The 15,009-nt window shown below is 67.6% G+C and carries 15 protein-coding genes; 9 read left to right on the top strand and 6 right to left on the bottom strand.

Annotated elements, in window-relative coordinates; all coding sequences use genetic code 11:
* The first annotated feature begins 133 nt into the window (after nucleotides 1-133).
* From HALNA_RS10600 to HALNA_RS10615, 4 genes are all read left to right on the top strand, one after another.
* Nucleotides 134-358: a hypothetical protein gene (locus HALNA_RS10600; RefSeq protein ID WP_049936348.1), complete on the top strand. Its 225-nt coding sequence runs from the start codon at nucleotides 134-136 to the stop codon at nucleotides 356-358.
* Nucleotides 359-439: 81 nt separating this feature from the next.
* The gene (locus tag HALNA_RS10605) at nucleotides 440-2,074 is read left to right on the top strand and encodes a long-chain fatty acid--CoA ligase (protein WP_049936349.1); all 1,635 of its coding nucleotides are present in this window, start codon (nucleotides 440-442) and stop codon (nucleotides 2,072-2,074) included.
* A 47-nt stretch (nucleotides 2,075-2,121) separates the two neighbouring features.
* Nucleotides 2,122-2,388: a hypothetical protein gene (locus tag HALNA_RS10610; protein WP_157573509.1), complete on the top strand. Its 267-nt coding sequence runs from the start codon at nucleotides 2,122-2,124 to the stop codon at nucleotides 2,386-2,388.
* Between the two features lie 490 nt (nucleotides 2,389-2,878).
* Entirely contained in the window at nucleotides 2,879-3,130 is a 252-nt protein-coding gene (locus HALNA_RS10615) for a hypothetical protein (RefSeq protein ID WP_049936351.1), read from the top strand.
* On the opposite strand, the gene HALNA_RS10620 is transcribed toward HALNA_RS10615, so the two are convergent.
* Nucleotides 3,088-4,320, bottom strand: coding sequence for an iron-containing alcohol dehydrogenase (locus HALNA_RS10620; protein WP_049936352.1), 1,233 nt, complete (start codon nucleotides 4,318-4,320; stop codon nucleotides 3,088-3,090). The genes HALNA_RS10615 and HALNA_RS10620 overlap by 43 nt on opposite strands.
* A 112-nt stretch (nucleotides 4,321-4,432) precedes the next feature.
* Here HALNA_RS10620 and HALNA_RS10625 point away from each other — a divergent pair, with 112 nt between their 5' ends.
* The gene (locus tag HALNA_RS10625; protein WP_049936353.1) at nucleotides 4,433-5,098 is read left to right on the top strand and encodes a ferredoxin--NADP reductase; all 666 of its coding nucleotides are present in this window, start codon (nucleotides 4,433-4,435) and stop codon (nucleotides 5,096-5,098) included.
* 14 nt (nucleotides 5,099-5,112) lie between these two features.
* On the opposite strand, the gene HALNA_RS10630 is transcribed toward HALNA_RS10625, so the two are convergent.
* Entirely contained in the window at nucleotides 5,113-6,318 is a 1,206-nt protein-coding gene (locus HALNA_RS10630; protein ID WP_049936354.1) for an iron-containing alcohol dehydrogenase family protein, read from the bottom strand.
* Between the two features lie 38 nt (nucleotides 6,319-6,356).
* Nucleotides 6,357-8,363, bottom strand: coding sequence for an AMP-binding protein (locus tag HALNA_RS10635; RefSeq protein WP_049936355.1), 2,007 nt, complete (start codon nucleotides 8,361-8,363; stop codon nucleotides 6,357-6,359).
* 94 nt (nucleotides 8,364-8,457) lie between these two features.
* Here HALNA_RS10635 and HALNA_RS10640 point away from each other — a divergent pair, with 94 nt between their 5' ends.
* Nucleotides 8,458-9,096: an IS6 family transposase gene (locus HALNA_RS10640; protein ID WP_049935679.1), complete on the top strand. Its 639-nt coding sequence runs from the start codon at nucleotides 8,458-8,460 to the stop codon at nucleotides 9,094-9,096.
* A gap of 62 nt (nucleotides 9,097-9,158) precedes the next feature.
* On the opposite strand, the gene HALNA_RS10645 is transcribed toward HALNA_RS10640, so the two are convergent.
* Both HALNA_RS10645 and HALNA_RS10650 read right to left on the bottom strand, forming a co-directional pair.
* Complete coding sequence (locus HALNA_RS10645; protein WP_049936356.1) at nucleotides 9,159-9,929, bottom strand: inositol monophosphatase family protein; 771 nt, start codon at nucleotides 9,927-9,929, stop codon at nucleotides 9,159-9,161.
* Nucleotides 9,930-9,980: 51 nt separating this feature from the next.
* Nucleotides 9,981-10,757, bottom strand: a complete 777-nt coding sequence (locus tag HALNA_RS10650; RefSeq protein WP_049936357.1) for an SDR family NAD(P)-dependent oxidoreductase — start codon at nucleotides 10,755-10,757, stop codon at nucleotides 9,981-9,983.
* 171 nt (nucleotides 10,758-10,928) lie between these two features.
* Here HALNA_RS10650 and HALNA_RS10655 point away from each other — a divergent pair, with 171 nt between their 5' ends.
* Together HALNA_RS10655 and argH are read left to right on the top strand one after the other, a co-directional pair.
* A complete protein-coding gene (locus tag HALNA_RS10655) occupies nucleotides 10,929-11,864 on the top strand; it encodes a BKACE family enzyme (protein WP_049936358.1) in 936 nt (311 codons plus the stop codon).
* Nucleotides 11,865-11,949: 85 nt separating this feature from the next.
* Nucleotides 11,950-13,206: an argininosuccinate lyase gene (argH, locus tag HALNA_RS10660; RefSeq protein WP_049936359.1), complete on the top strand. Its 1,257-nt coding sequence runs from the start codon at nucleotides 11,950-11,952 to the stop codon at nucleotides 13,204-13,206.
* A 141-nt stretch (nucleotides 13,207-13,347) separates the two neighbouring features.
* Here the strand turns inward: argH and HALNA_RS10665 are convergent, their stop codons facing one another.
* The gene (locus HALNA_RS10665) at nucleotides 13,348-13,590 is read right to left on the bottom strand and encodes a DUF7120 family protein (RefSeq protein WP_049936360.1); all 243 of its coding nucleotides are present in this window, start codon (nucleotides 13,588-13,590) and stop codon (nucleotides 13,348-13,350) included.
* A gap of 100 nt (nucleotides 13,591-13,690) precedes the next feature.
* On the opposite strand from HALNA_RS10665, the gene HALNA_RS10670 reads away from it, so the two are divergent.
* On the top strand, nucleotides 13,691-15,007 hold the full coding sequence (locus HALNA_RS10670) for a hypothetical protein (RefSeq protein ID WP_049936361.1): 1,317 nt from the start codon (nucleotides 13,691-13,693) through the stop codon (nucleotides 15,005-15,007).
* The last annotated feature ends 2 nt before the right edge of the window (nucleotides 15,008-15,009 follow it).

Below are 15,009 nucleotides of genomic sequence, written 5' to 3' on the forward strand. Positions count from 1 at the left end.
GATGGCTCTGGCACCAACCAATCTACCGTATTCGCGAACTTTCGTCGCGAGGGTCGGGCCCGCTACTCGGCACGGAGTCGGAGCTCGTTTCGGGAGGATCAGTTCTAAGTGATACACCCGTCACACACCGTCTATGGACGACGCACTCGAAGTCGTCGACGTGCTCGCCGATTCGGGGTTCGAAGGGGCGATTACGTGGCTCCTTCGGCTCGTCGGTCTCGTCGCCGTGCTCGCCGGCCTCGGCCTCTGGTCGCTCACCGACATGGGACTCCTCGTCGTCCCCGCGGCGCTGATCGTCCTCGGACTCGTCTTGCTGGTCGTGCCGAGCCTCCTCCTCGCCCTCGCGGAACTCGCCTGATCGGAGGCGAGGACCGGTCGTCGGGACGGCACCGGGCGAGCGGGCGCGATAGTTTTAACGCCCGCGGCGAAACGGTGGCGCATGACCGGACACGCACAGACGCTCCGGCCGTTCCTGTCGCGGGCGGCCGGGCTGTATCCGGACCGCGAACTCGTCGCGCGGACCGCGACGGGGACGGTCCGCTATACGTACGCCGACTACGCCGAGCGAGTCGGCCGTCTGGCGAGTGCCCTGCGGACGGCCGGCGTCGACCGCGGCGACCACGTGGCGACGATGTGCTGGAATCACGACCGCCACGCCGAGGCGTACTTCGCGGTGCCGAGCCTGGGTGCGGGGTTGCACACGATCAACCCGCTGTTGCCCGCGAGCGACGTGCGTACCATCGTCGACGAGGCCGCGGACCGCCTCCTGTTCGTCGACGCGTCGCTCGCGGGAGCACTGACCGAGGCGTACGACCCCGACGCCTTCGAGTCGGTCGATCGGGTCGTCGTGGTCGGCGCCGAGACACCCGACCTGCCGTTCGAGTCGGTCGTCGGCGTCGACGACTTCGTCGCCGGGAACGACTCCGACCCGGACTACCCCGCTCTCGACGGCGACGACGCAGCCGGCCTCTGTTACTCCTCGGGGACGACGGGCGCGCCGACGGGCGTCCGCTACACCCAGCGGATGCTCTGGAGTCACACGATGGCGATTCTGACGCCCTCGGGACTCGACATCTCGCATCACGACGCGGTGATGCCCGTCGTCCCGATGTTCCACATCAACGCGTGGGGGCTCCCCTACGCGGCGACCGCGGCGGGCGCGAAACAGGTCTATCCCGGCCCCGCGCCCGACCCCGCCGACCTGGTCGGCCTGATCGAGCGCGAAGGCGTCACCCTCACCGCGGGCGTGCCGACGGTGTGGCTGGGCGTCCTGGAGTATCTACGGGACCACGACGCCGACCTCTCGACCCTGGAACGCATCGTCATCGGCGGCGCGGCGCCGCCCGACCGGCTGATCCGCGCGTTCGACGACCGGGGTGTCGAGGTGGTCCACGGGTGGGGCATGACCGAGACGGCGCCCGTCGGCGCCGTCTCCCACCTCAAACCCGCGTTGCGCGACGCCGACTACGAGACGCGACTCGACAAACGGACGAAACAGGGGTTGATCCTCCCCGGTCTGGAGTTCCGCGCCGTCGACGACGATGGGGACGAAATCCGCCACGACGGCGAGGCGATGGGCGAACTCCTGGTCCGTGGGCCGTGGGTCACCACGTCGTACTACGGCCGCGACGACGACGACGCGTTCGAGGGGTCGTGGCTCCGCACCGGCGACGTGGTGACCGTCGACGCGGACGGATACATCGAACTCGTCGACCGGGCCGCGGACGTGATCAAATCCGGTGGCGAGTGGATCTCCTCACAAGCGGTGGAGAACGCGATCATGGGCGTCGAGGGAGTGCGCGAGGCCGCCGTCGTCGGCGTCCCCCACGAGCGGTGGGGCGAGCGTCCAGTCGCCTACATCGTCGCGGACGCCGACCGGGACGGGGTGATCGACGCCGTGACCGACCGGATTCACGATGCGTATCCGGACTGGTGGGTGCCGGATCGCTTCGAGTTCGTCGACGAGATTCCCAAGACAGCGACGGGGAAGTTCGACAAGGTCGATCTCCGAAACCAGTTCGACGGCTCGCTCGACGGGGCCGCCGACGCGTCGCCGCCGGACGAGGCGGAGTGAGCGGAGCCAACGGAAAACACTTGCAAGCGGCCGACCCAGGGCAGTCCATGCGGCCCCGAACTGCCCTCCCCGCAGTGCTGGTTCTCGCGCTCGTGACGGCTGGCTGCACCGGCGCGCCGACGGACGGATCGACGGCGACGGACACGCCCACCGCCACGCCGCTTCCCTCCGGCGATGCCCACTTTCCCGACGGGCCGAAGGAACGTCCCGACCGGCCGTCGACGCTGAACGCCGCGACCGTGCGCGAGTACGTCCGGACCCACGAGTACCGCTACGCCTACAACTCGTTGTGGTTGACATCCTCCTCCGCGTAAACACGGAGGAATCCCGAGCGGTGTGAGTTTCAGGTTTGGAGTCCGATCACCGAACTACCAGTCCTTTCGGGCACGGGTAGTCCCACAGCATCGAACTGGTGGACTGCTGGCGGTGCAAACCCGCCGTTACCCCTATCCTCGACCGTGTTTGGCGTCCCGATGTTGTTTTTGCCAGCGGGACGCCGGCAGGTGTCAGGAGAGTCGGGGGTATCCTGGTGCTCGTTTTGAGGAGTCGGCACGGGCACATCCTTCTGGAATATGCGTTCACCGACTGCCTTTTCCGACACTGCCTCGTTTTGTGGGCGGACAGGCCGCCTCCGAAGGACGGTTCGGAATCCGCTCCGTTCCGACCGATTCCTACTCTACGGTAGGTCGGCCTGTCGCCTAAACGTCACTGTGGGAAACTCGGGGGTGGCGTTTGAACGGCGATTGTTACCACAAGTGACGGCGTGGTATTGCGCCTGTTCAGCCTATAAACGAGTACACCGACGTGACCCTCGACTGCCGCGTCGACGACGTGACACGGCGCGAGTGGGGGTACGAGGCCGTCGTCACATGTACGGGCCACTCGAACACCGAGGTTCCCGAGAACACGACGGCGACATCGGCGCCACACGCCGACTGGTTCACGCAGTCGTTCCGCTACCGCGTGGGCCAAAACGCGACGAAGCGTGACGCCGCGGAGACCCGCGATGCGGCTCAGGACCGCCGCGGGCTGTCCGGCGCCAGCGCGTCGTCGTAGATGGTCGTATAGAGGTCGGCGATTTCGTCGCGGGTCGGCTTCCGCGGGTTGTTGTCGGGCGAGCCGGAGTCGATGGCGTCCTGTGTCATCTCGTCGACGACGTCGAGGTAGGCGTCGCGGCTCGGTACCTCGCCGAAGTCGTCGAGGTAGCCGGTGAGGTCCACGTCCCGACAGAGCCGGAGGATGCCCTCGGCGGCGGCGTCGGCGGCCTCGCGGGTCGGGGTGTGGGCGTCCGCGACGCCGAGGATGCGCGCCACCTCGGCGTACTTCTCCGGCGCGGCCATCGACGAGAAGTCGACGACGTAGGGCAGGATGAGCCCGTTCGCCAGCCCGTGCGGGATGTGGAGTTGGGCGCCGAGGGGGCGGGCGAGGCCGTGAACCAGCGCGACCGAGGCGTTGGTGAACGCCTGCCCGGCCTGCAGTTGCCCGACCACCACGTCGGCGCGGGCGTCGAGGTTGTCGCCGTTGGCCCACGCGACGGGAAGCGAGCGGACGATGCGCTCCATCGCCTCCTCCGCGTAGCCGTCGGGGACGCTGTAGGACTTGACCGAGACGTACGCCTCGATGGCGTGGGTGAGCGCGTCGATGCCGGTGAAGGCGGTGTGGCTCTTGGGCAGGGAGACGGTGAGTTCGGGGTCCTCGATGGCTACGTCCGGGACGACGTTCGCGGAGACGATGAGGAACTTCGTCGACGTGGACTCGTCGCTGACGACGACCGAGCGGGTGGCCTCGCTGCCCGTCCCGGCGGTTGTGTTGACCGCGATGAGCGGCGGCGAGGGGTTGGGGACGCCCTCGTAGCCCGCGCGGTCGACGCCGAAGTCGCGGATCGACCCCTCGTTGGCGGCGAGGATGCCCACACCCTTTCCGGTGTCTATCGACGACCCGCCACCGAGCGTGACGATCAGATCACAGCTCTCTCGCTCGTACAACTCGTGGGCGCTCTCGATGTTCTCGACGGTGGGGTCGGGGCGAACGTCGGTGTAGACGACCGACTCGACGCCCGCGGCGTCGAGAACGTCGACCACGGTGTCGCCGTGGAACTCGAAGATCTGTTCGGTGGCGACGACGAGCGCCGTGTCGCCGTAGCGCGCCGCGTGGCGCCCGATAGTGTCGACCGCGCCGACGCCGAGTTCGATCCGTCCCGGCGAGACCACCGTGCGCGTCCCGCTCGATAGTACGGTGTCGTGCATGACACGACTGACGTCGGCCGTGACGGTCTTATAGATTGGCAGCGTCCGGACCGCCGCACGTCGCCCCGGCCGTATCGCCGAAGGTTTATCCCCGCCACTCCTGGTGAGGGACATGACAGCAGTCACCGTCGAGGCCGTCGAGGAAGTCGGCACCCGGACCGTCGCGCTCACGCTCGAGACGCCCGGGGGGTTCGACGCCGAACCCGGGCAGTTCCTGCTCGTTCGCGCGACGATCGATGGCAGCGAGGAGCGACGCTCCTCTGGAAACCGGTCGGAGACCGGTGGCGTCGAGGAGACGGGCTACTACACGCTCTCCTCGCCCGACACCGACGGGACGATGGAGATCACCGTCGAGTACGTGCCGGAGGGGACGCTCGCGCCGTGGCTGGCCGAGCGAACGGCGGGCGACGAGATATCGATCGAAGGTCCCTTCGGCGACGTGCGCTACACCGGCGAGGGGGACGCGGTCGTTCTCGCCGAGGGCCCCGGCATCGGTCCGGCGGTCGGTATCGCCGAACGCGCCCGCGAGGGCGGCCACGACGCGACGGTCGTCTTCTGGGGCGAGGACCCGCCCCACCGCGACCGGCTGGACGCCCTCGAGGCCGACGGCGCGACCGTTCTCGTCGTCGAATCGCTCGACGAAGCGGTCGACTCCCTCACCGGCTCCGACGCGACGGTGTACGTCTTCGGCTTCGAATCCTTCGTCCGCGACGCGAAGACGGTCGCCGAGGCGACCGGCGCCGCCGACGTACGCGCCGAGAGCTTCGGGCCGCGCTGACGGGAGCGACGACCCTACCACGCCGCGGCAAGCACCGCCCGCACGTCCCCGACCGTCGGATCGAGGCCGTCCGGAACCGTCGCCATCAGCGAGTCGTCGACGATACGCTCGGCGATGTCGTCGAGGTCGGCGCGTGCGAGGCCGTCGATCGACCGTAGACGCTCCGGGAGCCCCAGGTCGTCGCGAACGGCCGCCACCGCGTCGACGACGGCCTCGGCAGTCGCCTCGTCGGTGTCGGAATCGACGCCCAGCGCCTCCGCCAGCAGGTCGCGCCGGCCGTCGACGTGTTCGAACAGGTAGCGCAGGACGTGCGGGGCGACGATGCCGTGGACGACGCCTTGGTGGGCGTCGGTGTTTCGCGAGAACCCGTGGCCGAAGGCGTGAACGATCGAGAGCTTGTACGCACCGGGTTCCGAGACGCCGTACTGGACACAGACGATGCCCGCGAGGACGTCGTCGAGTCGGTGGGCGTCCATCGGGTCCTCGCAAAGCGTCGGCAGCCCCGACCGCAGGAGGCGGAGGCCGCGCGCCGCCGTGCCGTCGGTGATCGGCGTCGAGTTGCTGGTGTACAGCGCCTCCACGCCCTTGTCGAAGCCGTTCATCGCCGAGGCGGTCAGCACGGATTCGGGCGTCGTCCGGAAGAGGTCGGCGTCGTAACACACCGCGGCGGGCATCAGTCGCTCGTCACCGACGCCGCCGCTCGGCGGGCGGTCGGCGTCCGGTCCCGCGGCGAACGTGACGCCCGCGACGGTCGAGAGGTCGGCGCCCGCGAGCGTCGTCGGCACGGCGACGACGGGAAGCGGGTCGCCGTCGGAAAACGAGAGCGCGGCGTCGTCGATGGCCCGGGTCCCGGCTCCGACCGGGTCGTCGTGGGTCGACAGCGTCGCCATCACTTTCGCCACGTCGAGGGAACTCCCGCCGCCGACGGCGACGAGAACGTCGGCGTCGACGGCGTGGGTGCGCCGCATCCCCTCGACGGCGGTGCCGAGATACTTCTCGGGTGTCGTCCCGTCGAAGACGCCTGCGAGCCGGTCGCCCAGCCCCTCCCGGACCGGGTCGATCACCGCCGGCGTCGACCCGACGGTGGTGCCACAGACGACGAGCGCCCGCGGCCACCCGTGGCGCTCACAGATCGAACCGAGGTCGGCCACACAGCCCGGGCGACACGTGATCGCTCCCGGTCGGTACGCGAACTCGAATCGCCGTCGGTCGTCGGTCATCGTGCCTATCAGGGACGGGCCGGGAATAAGCGTGGTCGTTACCGCGCCGCGTCGATCTCGTCGAGCGCGTCGGGGTTCTCGATGCTGCTCATGTCGCCCAGGTCCTCGCCCCGGTAGATGCCCGCGATGGCCCGGCGGATGATCTTCCCGCTCTGGGTCTTGGGGAAGGCGTCGACGAACAGTACCTCGCGCGGCCGGAACGGCTTGCCGAGTTCCTCGCCGACGGTGTCACGGATCGCCTCGCGGAGGTCGTCGGTCTCCTCCTCGCCCGCCTCGAGGACGGTATAGAGGACGACGGCCGTCCCCGTCGTGTCGTCGGGGGCGCCGACGGCGGCGGCCTGGTTCACCGCCGGATGTTCCATCGCGGCCCCCTCGACTTCCGCGGGGCCGACCTTCCGGCCCGCGACGTTGAGGGCGTCGTCCGCGCGGCCGTGGAGGAACCAGAAGCCGTCTTCGTCCTTCTGGGCCCAGTCGCCGTGGTCCCACAGGTCCTCGAACGAACTCCAGTACTCCTCCAGATAGCGGTCGTCGCCGCTCCACAGCGACTTGGTCATGCTCGGACAGGAGTCGCGAGCGACGAGAAAGCCGCGTTCGTGGGTGTCGGCGATGGAATCACCCGTCCGGTCGACGATGTCGATGTCCATTCCCAGCCCCGGCCCGCCGAGCGTGCAGGGCTTGAGCGGCGTGATTGGCATCGGCATGAGAAAGCAGCCCATGATCTCCGTGCCCCCGGAGATGTTGATGATGGGCGTGTCGCCGCTGCCGACCTCCTCGTAGAACCAGAGCCACGACTCGGGGTCCCAGGGCTCGCCCGTCGAACCGAGGAGTCGGAGGCTGGAGAGGTCGTAGTCCTCGACCCACTCGTCGCCCCGCTTGCGGAGCGCACGGATCGCGGTGGGGGAGATGCCGAACTGCGTGATGCCGTGGTCGTCGATCAACTGCCAGAAGCGGTCGGGTTCGGGGTGGTCCGGTGCCCCCTCGTACATGACCATCGTCCCGCCGTGGGCGTGGGTGCCCATCAGCGTCCACGGCCCCATCATCCAGCCGATGTCGCTGACCCAAAAAAAGCGGTCGGCGGGCTTGAGATCCATCCCGAAGTACACCTCCTTGGCCGCCTGCATCAAGGCGCCGGCGTGGGTGTGGACGATGCCTTTCGGCTTTCCCGTCGTCCCCGAGGAGTAAAGCAGCATGGACTCCTGATCGGCGGGGAGGGACTTGGTGTCGTAGTCGTCGTCGGCTTCGGCGACCGACTCGGCCCACAGTTCGTCCCGGTCGTCGTCCCACGGAATCGACCCATCGCTCGCGAGACCGAGGCGGTCGTAGACGACGGTGTGTTCGACGTGGCCGGCCTCTTCGATGGCCGCGTCGGCTGACTCCTTCAGCGTCACCTGGCTTCCGCGGCGGTAGAAGCCGTCGCCGGTGAAAAGCACCGAGGGCTCCGCGTCGCCGATGCGGGTGGCGGTGGCGTCGACGCCGAATCCCGAGAAGATGGGGACGGCGACCGCACCCACCTTGAAACAGCCATAGAGGATGGCGACGACTTCGGGCACCATCGGCATGTAGAGGCCCACGGTGTCGCCCGTCTCCACCCCCTTCGATTCGAGGTAGTTCGCCACCCGGTTTGCCTGCCGCGCGAGTTCGTGATAGGTCACCTCGCGCACGTCGCCGGGTTCGCCCTCCCAGATGCAGGCGACCTTGTTGCGCGTCTCCGCGTCGGGGGCGGCGTACCGATCCACGGTGTTGTGGGCGGCGTTGAGGCGGCCGCCGGGATACCACTCCGTGAACTGCGGACCCTCGGCGTCGTTTCGAACCGCATCGTACTCCTCGTAGAAGTCGATGCCGAGGTAGTCGACGAGTTCGTCCCAAAACCAGGTGACGCCCGAACGGGGTTCGCCCGGCACCGCCGTGGTCGTCCGCTCGATCAACTCCTCGTAGTCGTCGATGTCGTAGGTTCGCATGAAGTCGTAGACGTTCGTCGACTCGACGAACGACTGCGAGGGGCTGTAGACGACTGCATCCGTCCGCTGCTCCCGGTTTTCGGTCATGCACCGAACTGTACCACGAGAGGGTAATAGGTTTTTGCGTCGAAAGTGTGGTCGCGTTAAGTTAGAGGATGAGGCGTTCGATTTCTGAGTGTCTATGGCAGAATCCGAACGCCTCAGCGAGTGTATCGAGTGGATCGACTTGTCGTTTGTGGAGCGCAAGCGGACTCCCGAGTGGGCGATTCAAGTGGGCATCCGGTGTCATCTCGCCGGCATGTCAACGAGAGATGCCAGTCAGTTTCTCGATGAGTTGGGAGTCCAACGTAGTCACGTCGCGGTTCACAACTGGGTGCATAAGGCTGATCTACAGCCGATTTCGACGGTGAGTGCGGATCAACTTGCGGTCGACGAGAAGGTGATCCGCATCAACGGCGACGACTACTGGCTGTACGGTGCCGTTGATCCCGAAACGAACGATATCCTGCAGTTTAGGCTGTTTCCGACGACGACGAAACAGACAACGCGATGGTTTCTGGCCGAGCTGCATCGGCAATATCGGCTCGATGGCGTCGAGTTCCTCGTCGACGATGCCGATTATCTAGTGAACGTTCTCGACGAAGACGGCTACCGATTCCGGATGATTTCACACGGGAATCGGAATGCTATCGAACGTGTCTTTTGGGAGATAGAACGACGAACCTCCTCGTTTGCAACTAGTTTTAGCCATGTCGAACCGCAGACAGCAGAATCGTGGCTCCAAGCCCTCGCCGTCCGGCACAATTCACGCCAAAGTTAACGCGACCGAAAGTGTGAGACGCCGATCCGGCCGCGTGCCGGCGACTCGGGACGGCGCCGCGCCTACGACAGAAGCGCCAACAGGTCGTCGTGAATCCCACCGCCGGAGGCGACCAGTCCTTCGCTCCGCGGCGTCCAGCGGTCGCCCGAGAGGTCGGTGACGGTCCCCCCGGCCTGCCGGATCAGGTGGACGCCCGCGACGGTGTCCCACGGGTGGGCCGGAACGACGCCGACCGCGGCGTCGACGCGCCCGTCCGCGACGAACGAGAGCGTCGCCTGCGCCGAGCCCAGTCGGCGCACGTCGCCGACGGTGGGTGAGAGGGTATCGAGCAAGCGCCCGTAGGCGCCGCCGTGTTCGCGGCCGTACCGGAGCGTCGGCGCGACGATGCTCGTCTCCAGAGTCGTCGCGTCGCTGACCGACGCCGGGTCGTCGTCGACGATGGCGCCGTCGCTCCCCGCGTGATACTCGGCGTCGATGGCCGGGAGACAGTTCGCGGCGGCGACCGTCTCGCCGTCCTTGACGACGGCGACGCTCGTCGCCCAGACGGGCACCCCGCGGACGTAGTTCGTCGTCCCGTCGATGGGGTCGATCACCCACGCCGTCTCGCCCGGACGGAGCCGCTGTCGACCGTCACCCTCCTCGCCGACGACGGCGTCCTCGGGGTACGCGTCGGCGATGCACTCGACGATCCGGCGCTGCGCTCCGGTGTCGGCTTCCGTGACGTAGTCGGTCGCCGACCCCTTCGTCGCCACGTCGAGCGCCGTACCGAACAGGTCGGTGGCGACGGCTGCGCCCTCGCGGGCCGCCCGAACCGCCATCGTCTCACGATCCATTGGGGGGCCTTACCGCGTGTCGCGACAAGAACGGTTCGGTCGCACTCCTCGCTACTCCCCGAACGCGCCGTGGGTGAAGCCGTCGTCCACCGTCAGGACGGTCCCGTTCGTGTAGCTCGCGGCGTCGCTGGCGAGGTAGATGGCCGCGCCGACGACCTCCCCCGGATCGGCCAGCCGTCCGGTCGTCGTCCGGCGGGCGATCTCGGCGTGGCGCTCCGTCCCCTCGTCGTACGTCCCCCCGGTCTGTTCGGTGCGGACGAAGCCGGGACGGATGGCGTTCACCCTGATCTCGGGGCCGAGCTCTTCCGCGGCGACGCGCGTGAACGCGTCGATCCCGCCTTTCGCCGTCGTGTACGGCACGAGATTCGGGATCGCGAGCCCGTTCGAGATGGAGGAGATGGGGATGATCGCCCCCTCGTCCATGCGCTCCGCGAAAAGCTGTGTCGCGCGGTAGGTGCCGTCCAACTGCACGTCGAACACCGTCTGCCACTCCTCCTCGGTGCCGTCGGCCAGGCTCGACCGGGAGATGGCGCTCTGTGAGGCCACCAGCACGTCGATCCCGCCGAGGGCGTCGACCGTGGCGTCGCGCAGGTCGACCAGCGACTCGCGATCAGTCACGTCACAGGTCTTCTCGACCGTCTCGGCGCCGAGTTCGCGGAGTTCGGCCGCCGTCTCGGCCACGCTCTCGGCGCCCCGACTCGTCGCGACCACGTCGGCGCCGTCGGCCGCGAATCCGTGGGCCAGCGCCCGTCCGATACCGCTCGTCCCACCGATGACGACCGCCCGTTTGCCCGCGACCGTTACCGGCGTGTGGTCGTAATCCACCATACACCTCGGTCGGCCGTCCGCGACTTATATTGTTTATTGTAAGTCATTACCGGTGGGTCACCGGACCGTCTTTGCGACTCACCGGTAACCAGTTACAATAAACACTATTAGCCGTTGTCACACGGCACCGATCCCCCACGCCTATACCGGTCGCCCTCCTCTCGGTCGACCATGCGCGAACTCGACAAGACCATCGTCTCGTGTGCGGTGACCGGGGCGATCCACACGCCGACCATGTCGCCACACCTCCCGATCACCGCCGATGAGATAGCGTCCGAGGCCATCGCGGCCGCCGAGGCCGGCGCCAGCATCGTCCACATCCACGTCCGCGACGAGACGACGGGCGAACCGATCACCGACCTCGACCTGTTCCGGCAGGTCGCCGAGACGATCGGGGCCGACTGCGACGCCATCGTCCAGCCGACGACCGGCGGCGCGCCGACGATGGCCCCGGAGGAGCGCATCCGGGTCGTCCCCGAACTCGAACCCGAGATGGCCTCCTGTAACATGGGGTCGATCAACTTCGGCCTCTACCAACTGCTCGAAAAGTACGACGAGTTCGAGTACGATTGGGAACCGGAATACCTCGACGGCACCCGCGACCTGATCTTCCGGAACACCTTCGAGGATCTGGAGACCATCCTCCCCGTCTTCGAGGACCACGGCACCATGCCCGAACTCGAAGTGTACGACGTGGGCCACCTCTACAACGCGAAACACCTGCTCGACCGCGGCCTGTTGGAGACGCCGCTGCATATCCAGTTCGTCATGGGTATCCACGGCGGCATCGGCGCGAGCGCCGACAACCTCACCCACCTCGTCGACGTGGCCGACGACCTCTTTGGCGACACGTACACGTTCTCGGTCATCGGCGCCGGGCGCAACGAGTTCCCCCTCGGCACGCAGGCCGTCTCGATGGGCGGGCACGCCCGCGTCGGCCTCGAGGACAACCTCTATCTCGAACGCGGACGGCTGGCGGAGAGCAACGCCGAACTCGTCGAGAAGATGGTCCGCCTCACACGCGAGGTTGCCGGACGCGAGATCGCGACGCCGGCGGAGACACGCGAGTTCCTCGGTCTCGAGGGCCAGTCGGCCACCGACTTCTAACATCGATATCGACGCACAGCCGGCAGTGGACCCCCTCCAGCGGCGGTCGGAAAGCCTTTAGTACGGTCTCGGGGTACGCGAGTGCATGCTTTGGGAGAACACCGAGCACTCGGCGAGCGAGGCGACGCTCCGGTATACGATGGAGCCGAAGGAGTTCGAGAACCGGTTTCTCCCGTACGACGTGCTGACGAACCTCGCACACGTGACGATGCTGAACCGGCAGGGGTTCCTGACCGACGACGAACTCGCCGACCTCCGGGCGGCACTCACCGACCTCTACCACGAGGCCGACGAGGTGGAAGGCGAGGACGTACACACGTTCGTCGAGGAGCGGGTCACCCGGCGAACGGAGGCGGGCAAGAAGATGCACCTTGCCCGTTCGCGCAACGATCAGGTGTTCGTCGACACGCGCCTGTTCATGAAGGACGCGACCATCGACCTGGCCCACCGGATTCTCGACTTCGTCGACGCGCTCCGCACCTTCGCCGAGGAAGAGAACGTCTTGATTCCGGGCTACACCCACCAGCAACAGGCGATGCCGTCGTCGACGGGGCTGTGGGCGTCGAGCTACGTCGACGCGCTGATCGACGACCTGCGCTCCCTGCGAGCGACCTACCGCATCATCGACTCGAACCCCCTCGGCGCCGCCGCGTCGTACGGCACCAGCCTCGACATCGACCGCGACCTGACGACCGAACTGCTGGGCTTCGCGGGGAAACAACACAACCCCATCTACTGCTCGAATCGGGGCAAACAGGAGCTCCAACTGCTACAGACGCTCGATCTGGTGATGCTCGACATCCAGAAACTCGCCGAGGACATCATTAACTTCTCCGAGGACCAGCAGTTCTTCGAACTCGACGACGACTACACTACGGGGAGTTCGATCATGCCCCAGAAGCGCAATCCGGACATCCTCGAACTCGCGCGGGCGAAAGCGGAGGAGGTGTCGGCGGGCAAGGAGGCCGTCCGGCGCATCATCGGCAAACTCCCGAGCGGCTACAACCGCGACAGCCAGCAGACCAAAGGCCACCTGATCGAGGGTATCGACACGGTGCGGGCGACGGTGGACATCCTCACGCCCCTGATCGAGAGCATGGAGCTTTCGGACGACTTCGAGATAGACGACGGCATCTTCGCCGCCTACACCGCAAACCAGCTAGTCCAGGAGGGGATGGCCTTCCGCGACGCGTATCACGAGGTGAAATCGAGCGGGGAGTACGAACGCCACGACGAGGTGGCCGAACCGGTACACCAGCCGATCGGTGACCTGCGCGAGTTCTGGACCGCGGAGCGCGAGATGTTCGACGCGATGTCGGAGCGCTTGCTAACCACCGACTAGTCGGCCGACCCGAACGTCGGACCACCACGCTCCCGCGTGGAGCGATTCGAGTTCGGCCAGTCGGCCGTCCCGAATCCTGTGGGCGGCCCGCCCTTCCCGGACGCAACGAATGTCCGACACGAAAAAAACGTCTGTGGCGGATTACAGCGTACGTTCGTCGTCCGATTCGTTTCGGATCGCGGGGTCTTGCTGGTCGTCGACGACCTGCGTGAACAGATCCTCGTCGGTCGTCTGGGTCGGCGAGTCGTCCGTGTTGTACGCCGACACACCGAGCGAGAGCAGTTCTTCGACCGCCTGATCACGGTTGATGAACTCCCCGTCCTCGACGAGCTGTCGGATTTCGATATCCACGTCGTCCGGCAGCGAAACTTCCGCCGTAGGCATGCTCGGCACTCAGACGCTCCGGGGTATTAAAAACCCGGTTCGGCGACCCCGAACACGTTCGCCGTAGCGTCGAGGGGGCGTCGCGGCCCACTACCCGATTATGGCGACTATCCCCGGCGACGTGGACGCGGATCGAGGGCCACCGCTCTCGATACCGCTCCGGCATTTCGTCGCCGCGCTCGGCTTCCTGCTCGCCGGCTCGGCGCTCGGCGTCGCCGACGCGTTCGGCGTCGCATCCGGCCTCGCCCGCCTCGCTCACCTCCACCTCCTGCTGGTCGGGTTCGTCTGTCTCACCATCGCCGGCGCGATGACGCAGTTCGTCCCCGTCTGGTCGGGGACGGCGCTTTACTCCCGGCGACTCGCGCGCGCGCAGTTGTGGCTGATCGCCGGCGGAGTCGGAGCCTTCGCCGCCGCGCTCCTGACGAACCGACTCGCGGCCCTCCCGGCCGGCGGCGGTCTGATGCTCGCGGGCTTCTGGACGTTCGCCTACAACGTGGGGCGGACGCTCGCGGCGGCCCGCCCGCTGGACGTGACCGAACGCCACTTCGCAATCGCGCTCGCCTTCGTCGTTGCCCTCACGGCGCTCGGCGTCGTCCTCGCCGTCGGCTTCGTCACTCCCGTCTTCGGCGCGGCGGTGGCCCGGCCGGCCGCCGTCGCCACCCACGCCACCCTCGCCGTTTTCGGCGCCGTCCTCACGACCGTCTTCGGCGCCCTCTATCAGTTGGTCCCGATGTTCGGTCAGACCGACCTCGACGCGCTCGATCGCCGCCTCCAGCGGGTCGAGACGGTCGCCTACCCCGTCGGCGTCGTCGTCCTCGCGGCGGGGCGGCTCCTCCGATCCGCGCCGATGGCCCGCCTCGGCGCACTCCTCCTCCTCGCAGGCGTCCTCGCCTTCGTCGTCGTCCTCTCCCGGCGTCTCCGCGACGCCCGCGCCGAGCGGACGCCGATGCTCGTCCGGTACGCCCTCCTCGCGCCCACGCTCCTCTGCTGGGCGCTCGTGACCCTCCCCGCGTGGCTCCACACGCCGCTCGCACCCGCCGCCCGCTTCGGCGCCCCGGGAACGACGCATCTCCTCGCCGTGATCGTCGTCCTCGTCCTCGTCGGAACGCTCTATCACGTCGTCCCCTTCCTCGTCTGGCTCCACCGCTACGCCGACCGTCTCGGGGTCGAGGCCGTCCCCATGATCGACGACCTCTACGACGACCGCCTCGCGACGGTCGATCTCGCACTCGTCGCCGGCGGCGGCGCCCTCCTCGTCGTCGGCGAGTGGACGGGAGGAGGGACCGTCGCCCGCGTCGGCGGTGGCGGCCTCGCCGTTGGCCTCGCGGTCTTCGCGGCCAACCTGTCGCTCGTCGTGTGGCGTCACGCCCCCGACGCCCTCCGCCGTGAGTCGACGCCGGCGACCGGCTCCGACTGATC

It is taken from the genome of Haloplanus natans DSM 17983 (assembly GCF_000427685.1).
GTDB lineage: Archaea > Halobacteriota > Halobacteria > Halobacteriales > Haloferacaceae > Haloplanus > Haloplanus natans.

Bases quoted from the DNA above. Each gene is read 5' to 3' on its own strand.
- HALNA_RS10600 (WP_049936348.1), top strand. From the start codon at position 134: ATGGACGACGCACTCGAAGTCGTCGACGTGCTCGCCGATTCGGGGTTC.
- HALNA_RS10605 (WP_049936349.1), top strand. From the start codon at position 440: ATGACCGGACACGCACAGACGCTCCGGCCGTTCCTGTCGCGGGCGGCC.
- HALNA_RS10610 (WP_157573509.1), top strand. From the start codon at position 2,122: ATGCGGCCCCGAACTGCCCTCCCCGCAGTGCTGGTTCTCGCGCTCGTG.
- HALNA_RS10620 (WP_049936352.1), bottom strand. From the start codon at position 4,320: ATGCACGACACCGTACTATCGAGCGGGACGCGCACGGTGGTCTCGCCG.
- HALNA_RS10625 (WP_049936353.1), top strand. From the start codon at position 4,433: ATGACAGCAGTCACCGTCGAGGCCGTCGAGGAAGTCGGCACCCGGACC.
- HALNA_RS10630 (WP_049936354.1), bottom strand. From the start codon at position 6,318: ATGACCGACGACCGACGGCGATTCGAGTTCGCGTACCGACCGGGAGCG.
- HALNA_RS10635 (WP_049936355.1), bottom strand. From the start codon at position 8,363: ATGACCGAAAACCGGGAGCAGCGGACGGATGCAGTCGTCTACAGCCCC.
- HALNA_RS10640 (WP_049935679.1), top strand. From the start codon at position 8,458: ATGGCAGAATCCGAACGCCTCAGCGAGTGTATCGAGTGGATCGACTTG.
- HALNA_RS10645 (WP_049936356.1), bottom strand. From the start codon at position 9,929: ATGGATCGTGAGACGATGGCGGTTCGGGCGGCCCGCGAGGGCGCAGCC.
- HALNA_RS10650 (WP_049936357.1), bottom strand. From the start codon at position 10,757: ATGGTGGATTACGACCACACGCCGGTAACGGTCGCGGGCAAACGGGCG.
- HALNA_RS10655 (WP_049936358.1), top strand. From the start codon at position 10,929: ATGCGCGAACTCGACAAGACCATCGTCTCGTGTGCGGTGACCGGGGCG.
- argH (WP_049936359.1), top strand. From the start codon at position 11,950: ATGCTTTGGGAGAACACCGAGCACTCGGCGAGCGAGGCGACGCTCCGG.
- HALNA_RS10665 (WP_049936360.1), bottom strand. From the start codon at position 13,590: ATGCCTACGGCGGAAGTTTCGCTGCCGGACGACGTGGATATCGAAATC.
- HALNA_RS10670 (WP_049936361.1), top strand. From the start codon at position 13,691: ATGGCGACTATCCCCGGCGACGTGGACGCGGATCGAGGGCCACCGCTC.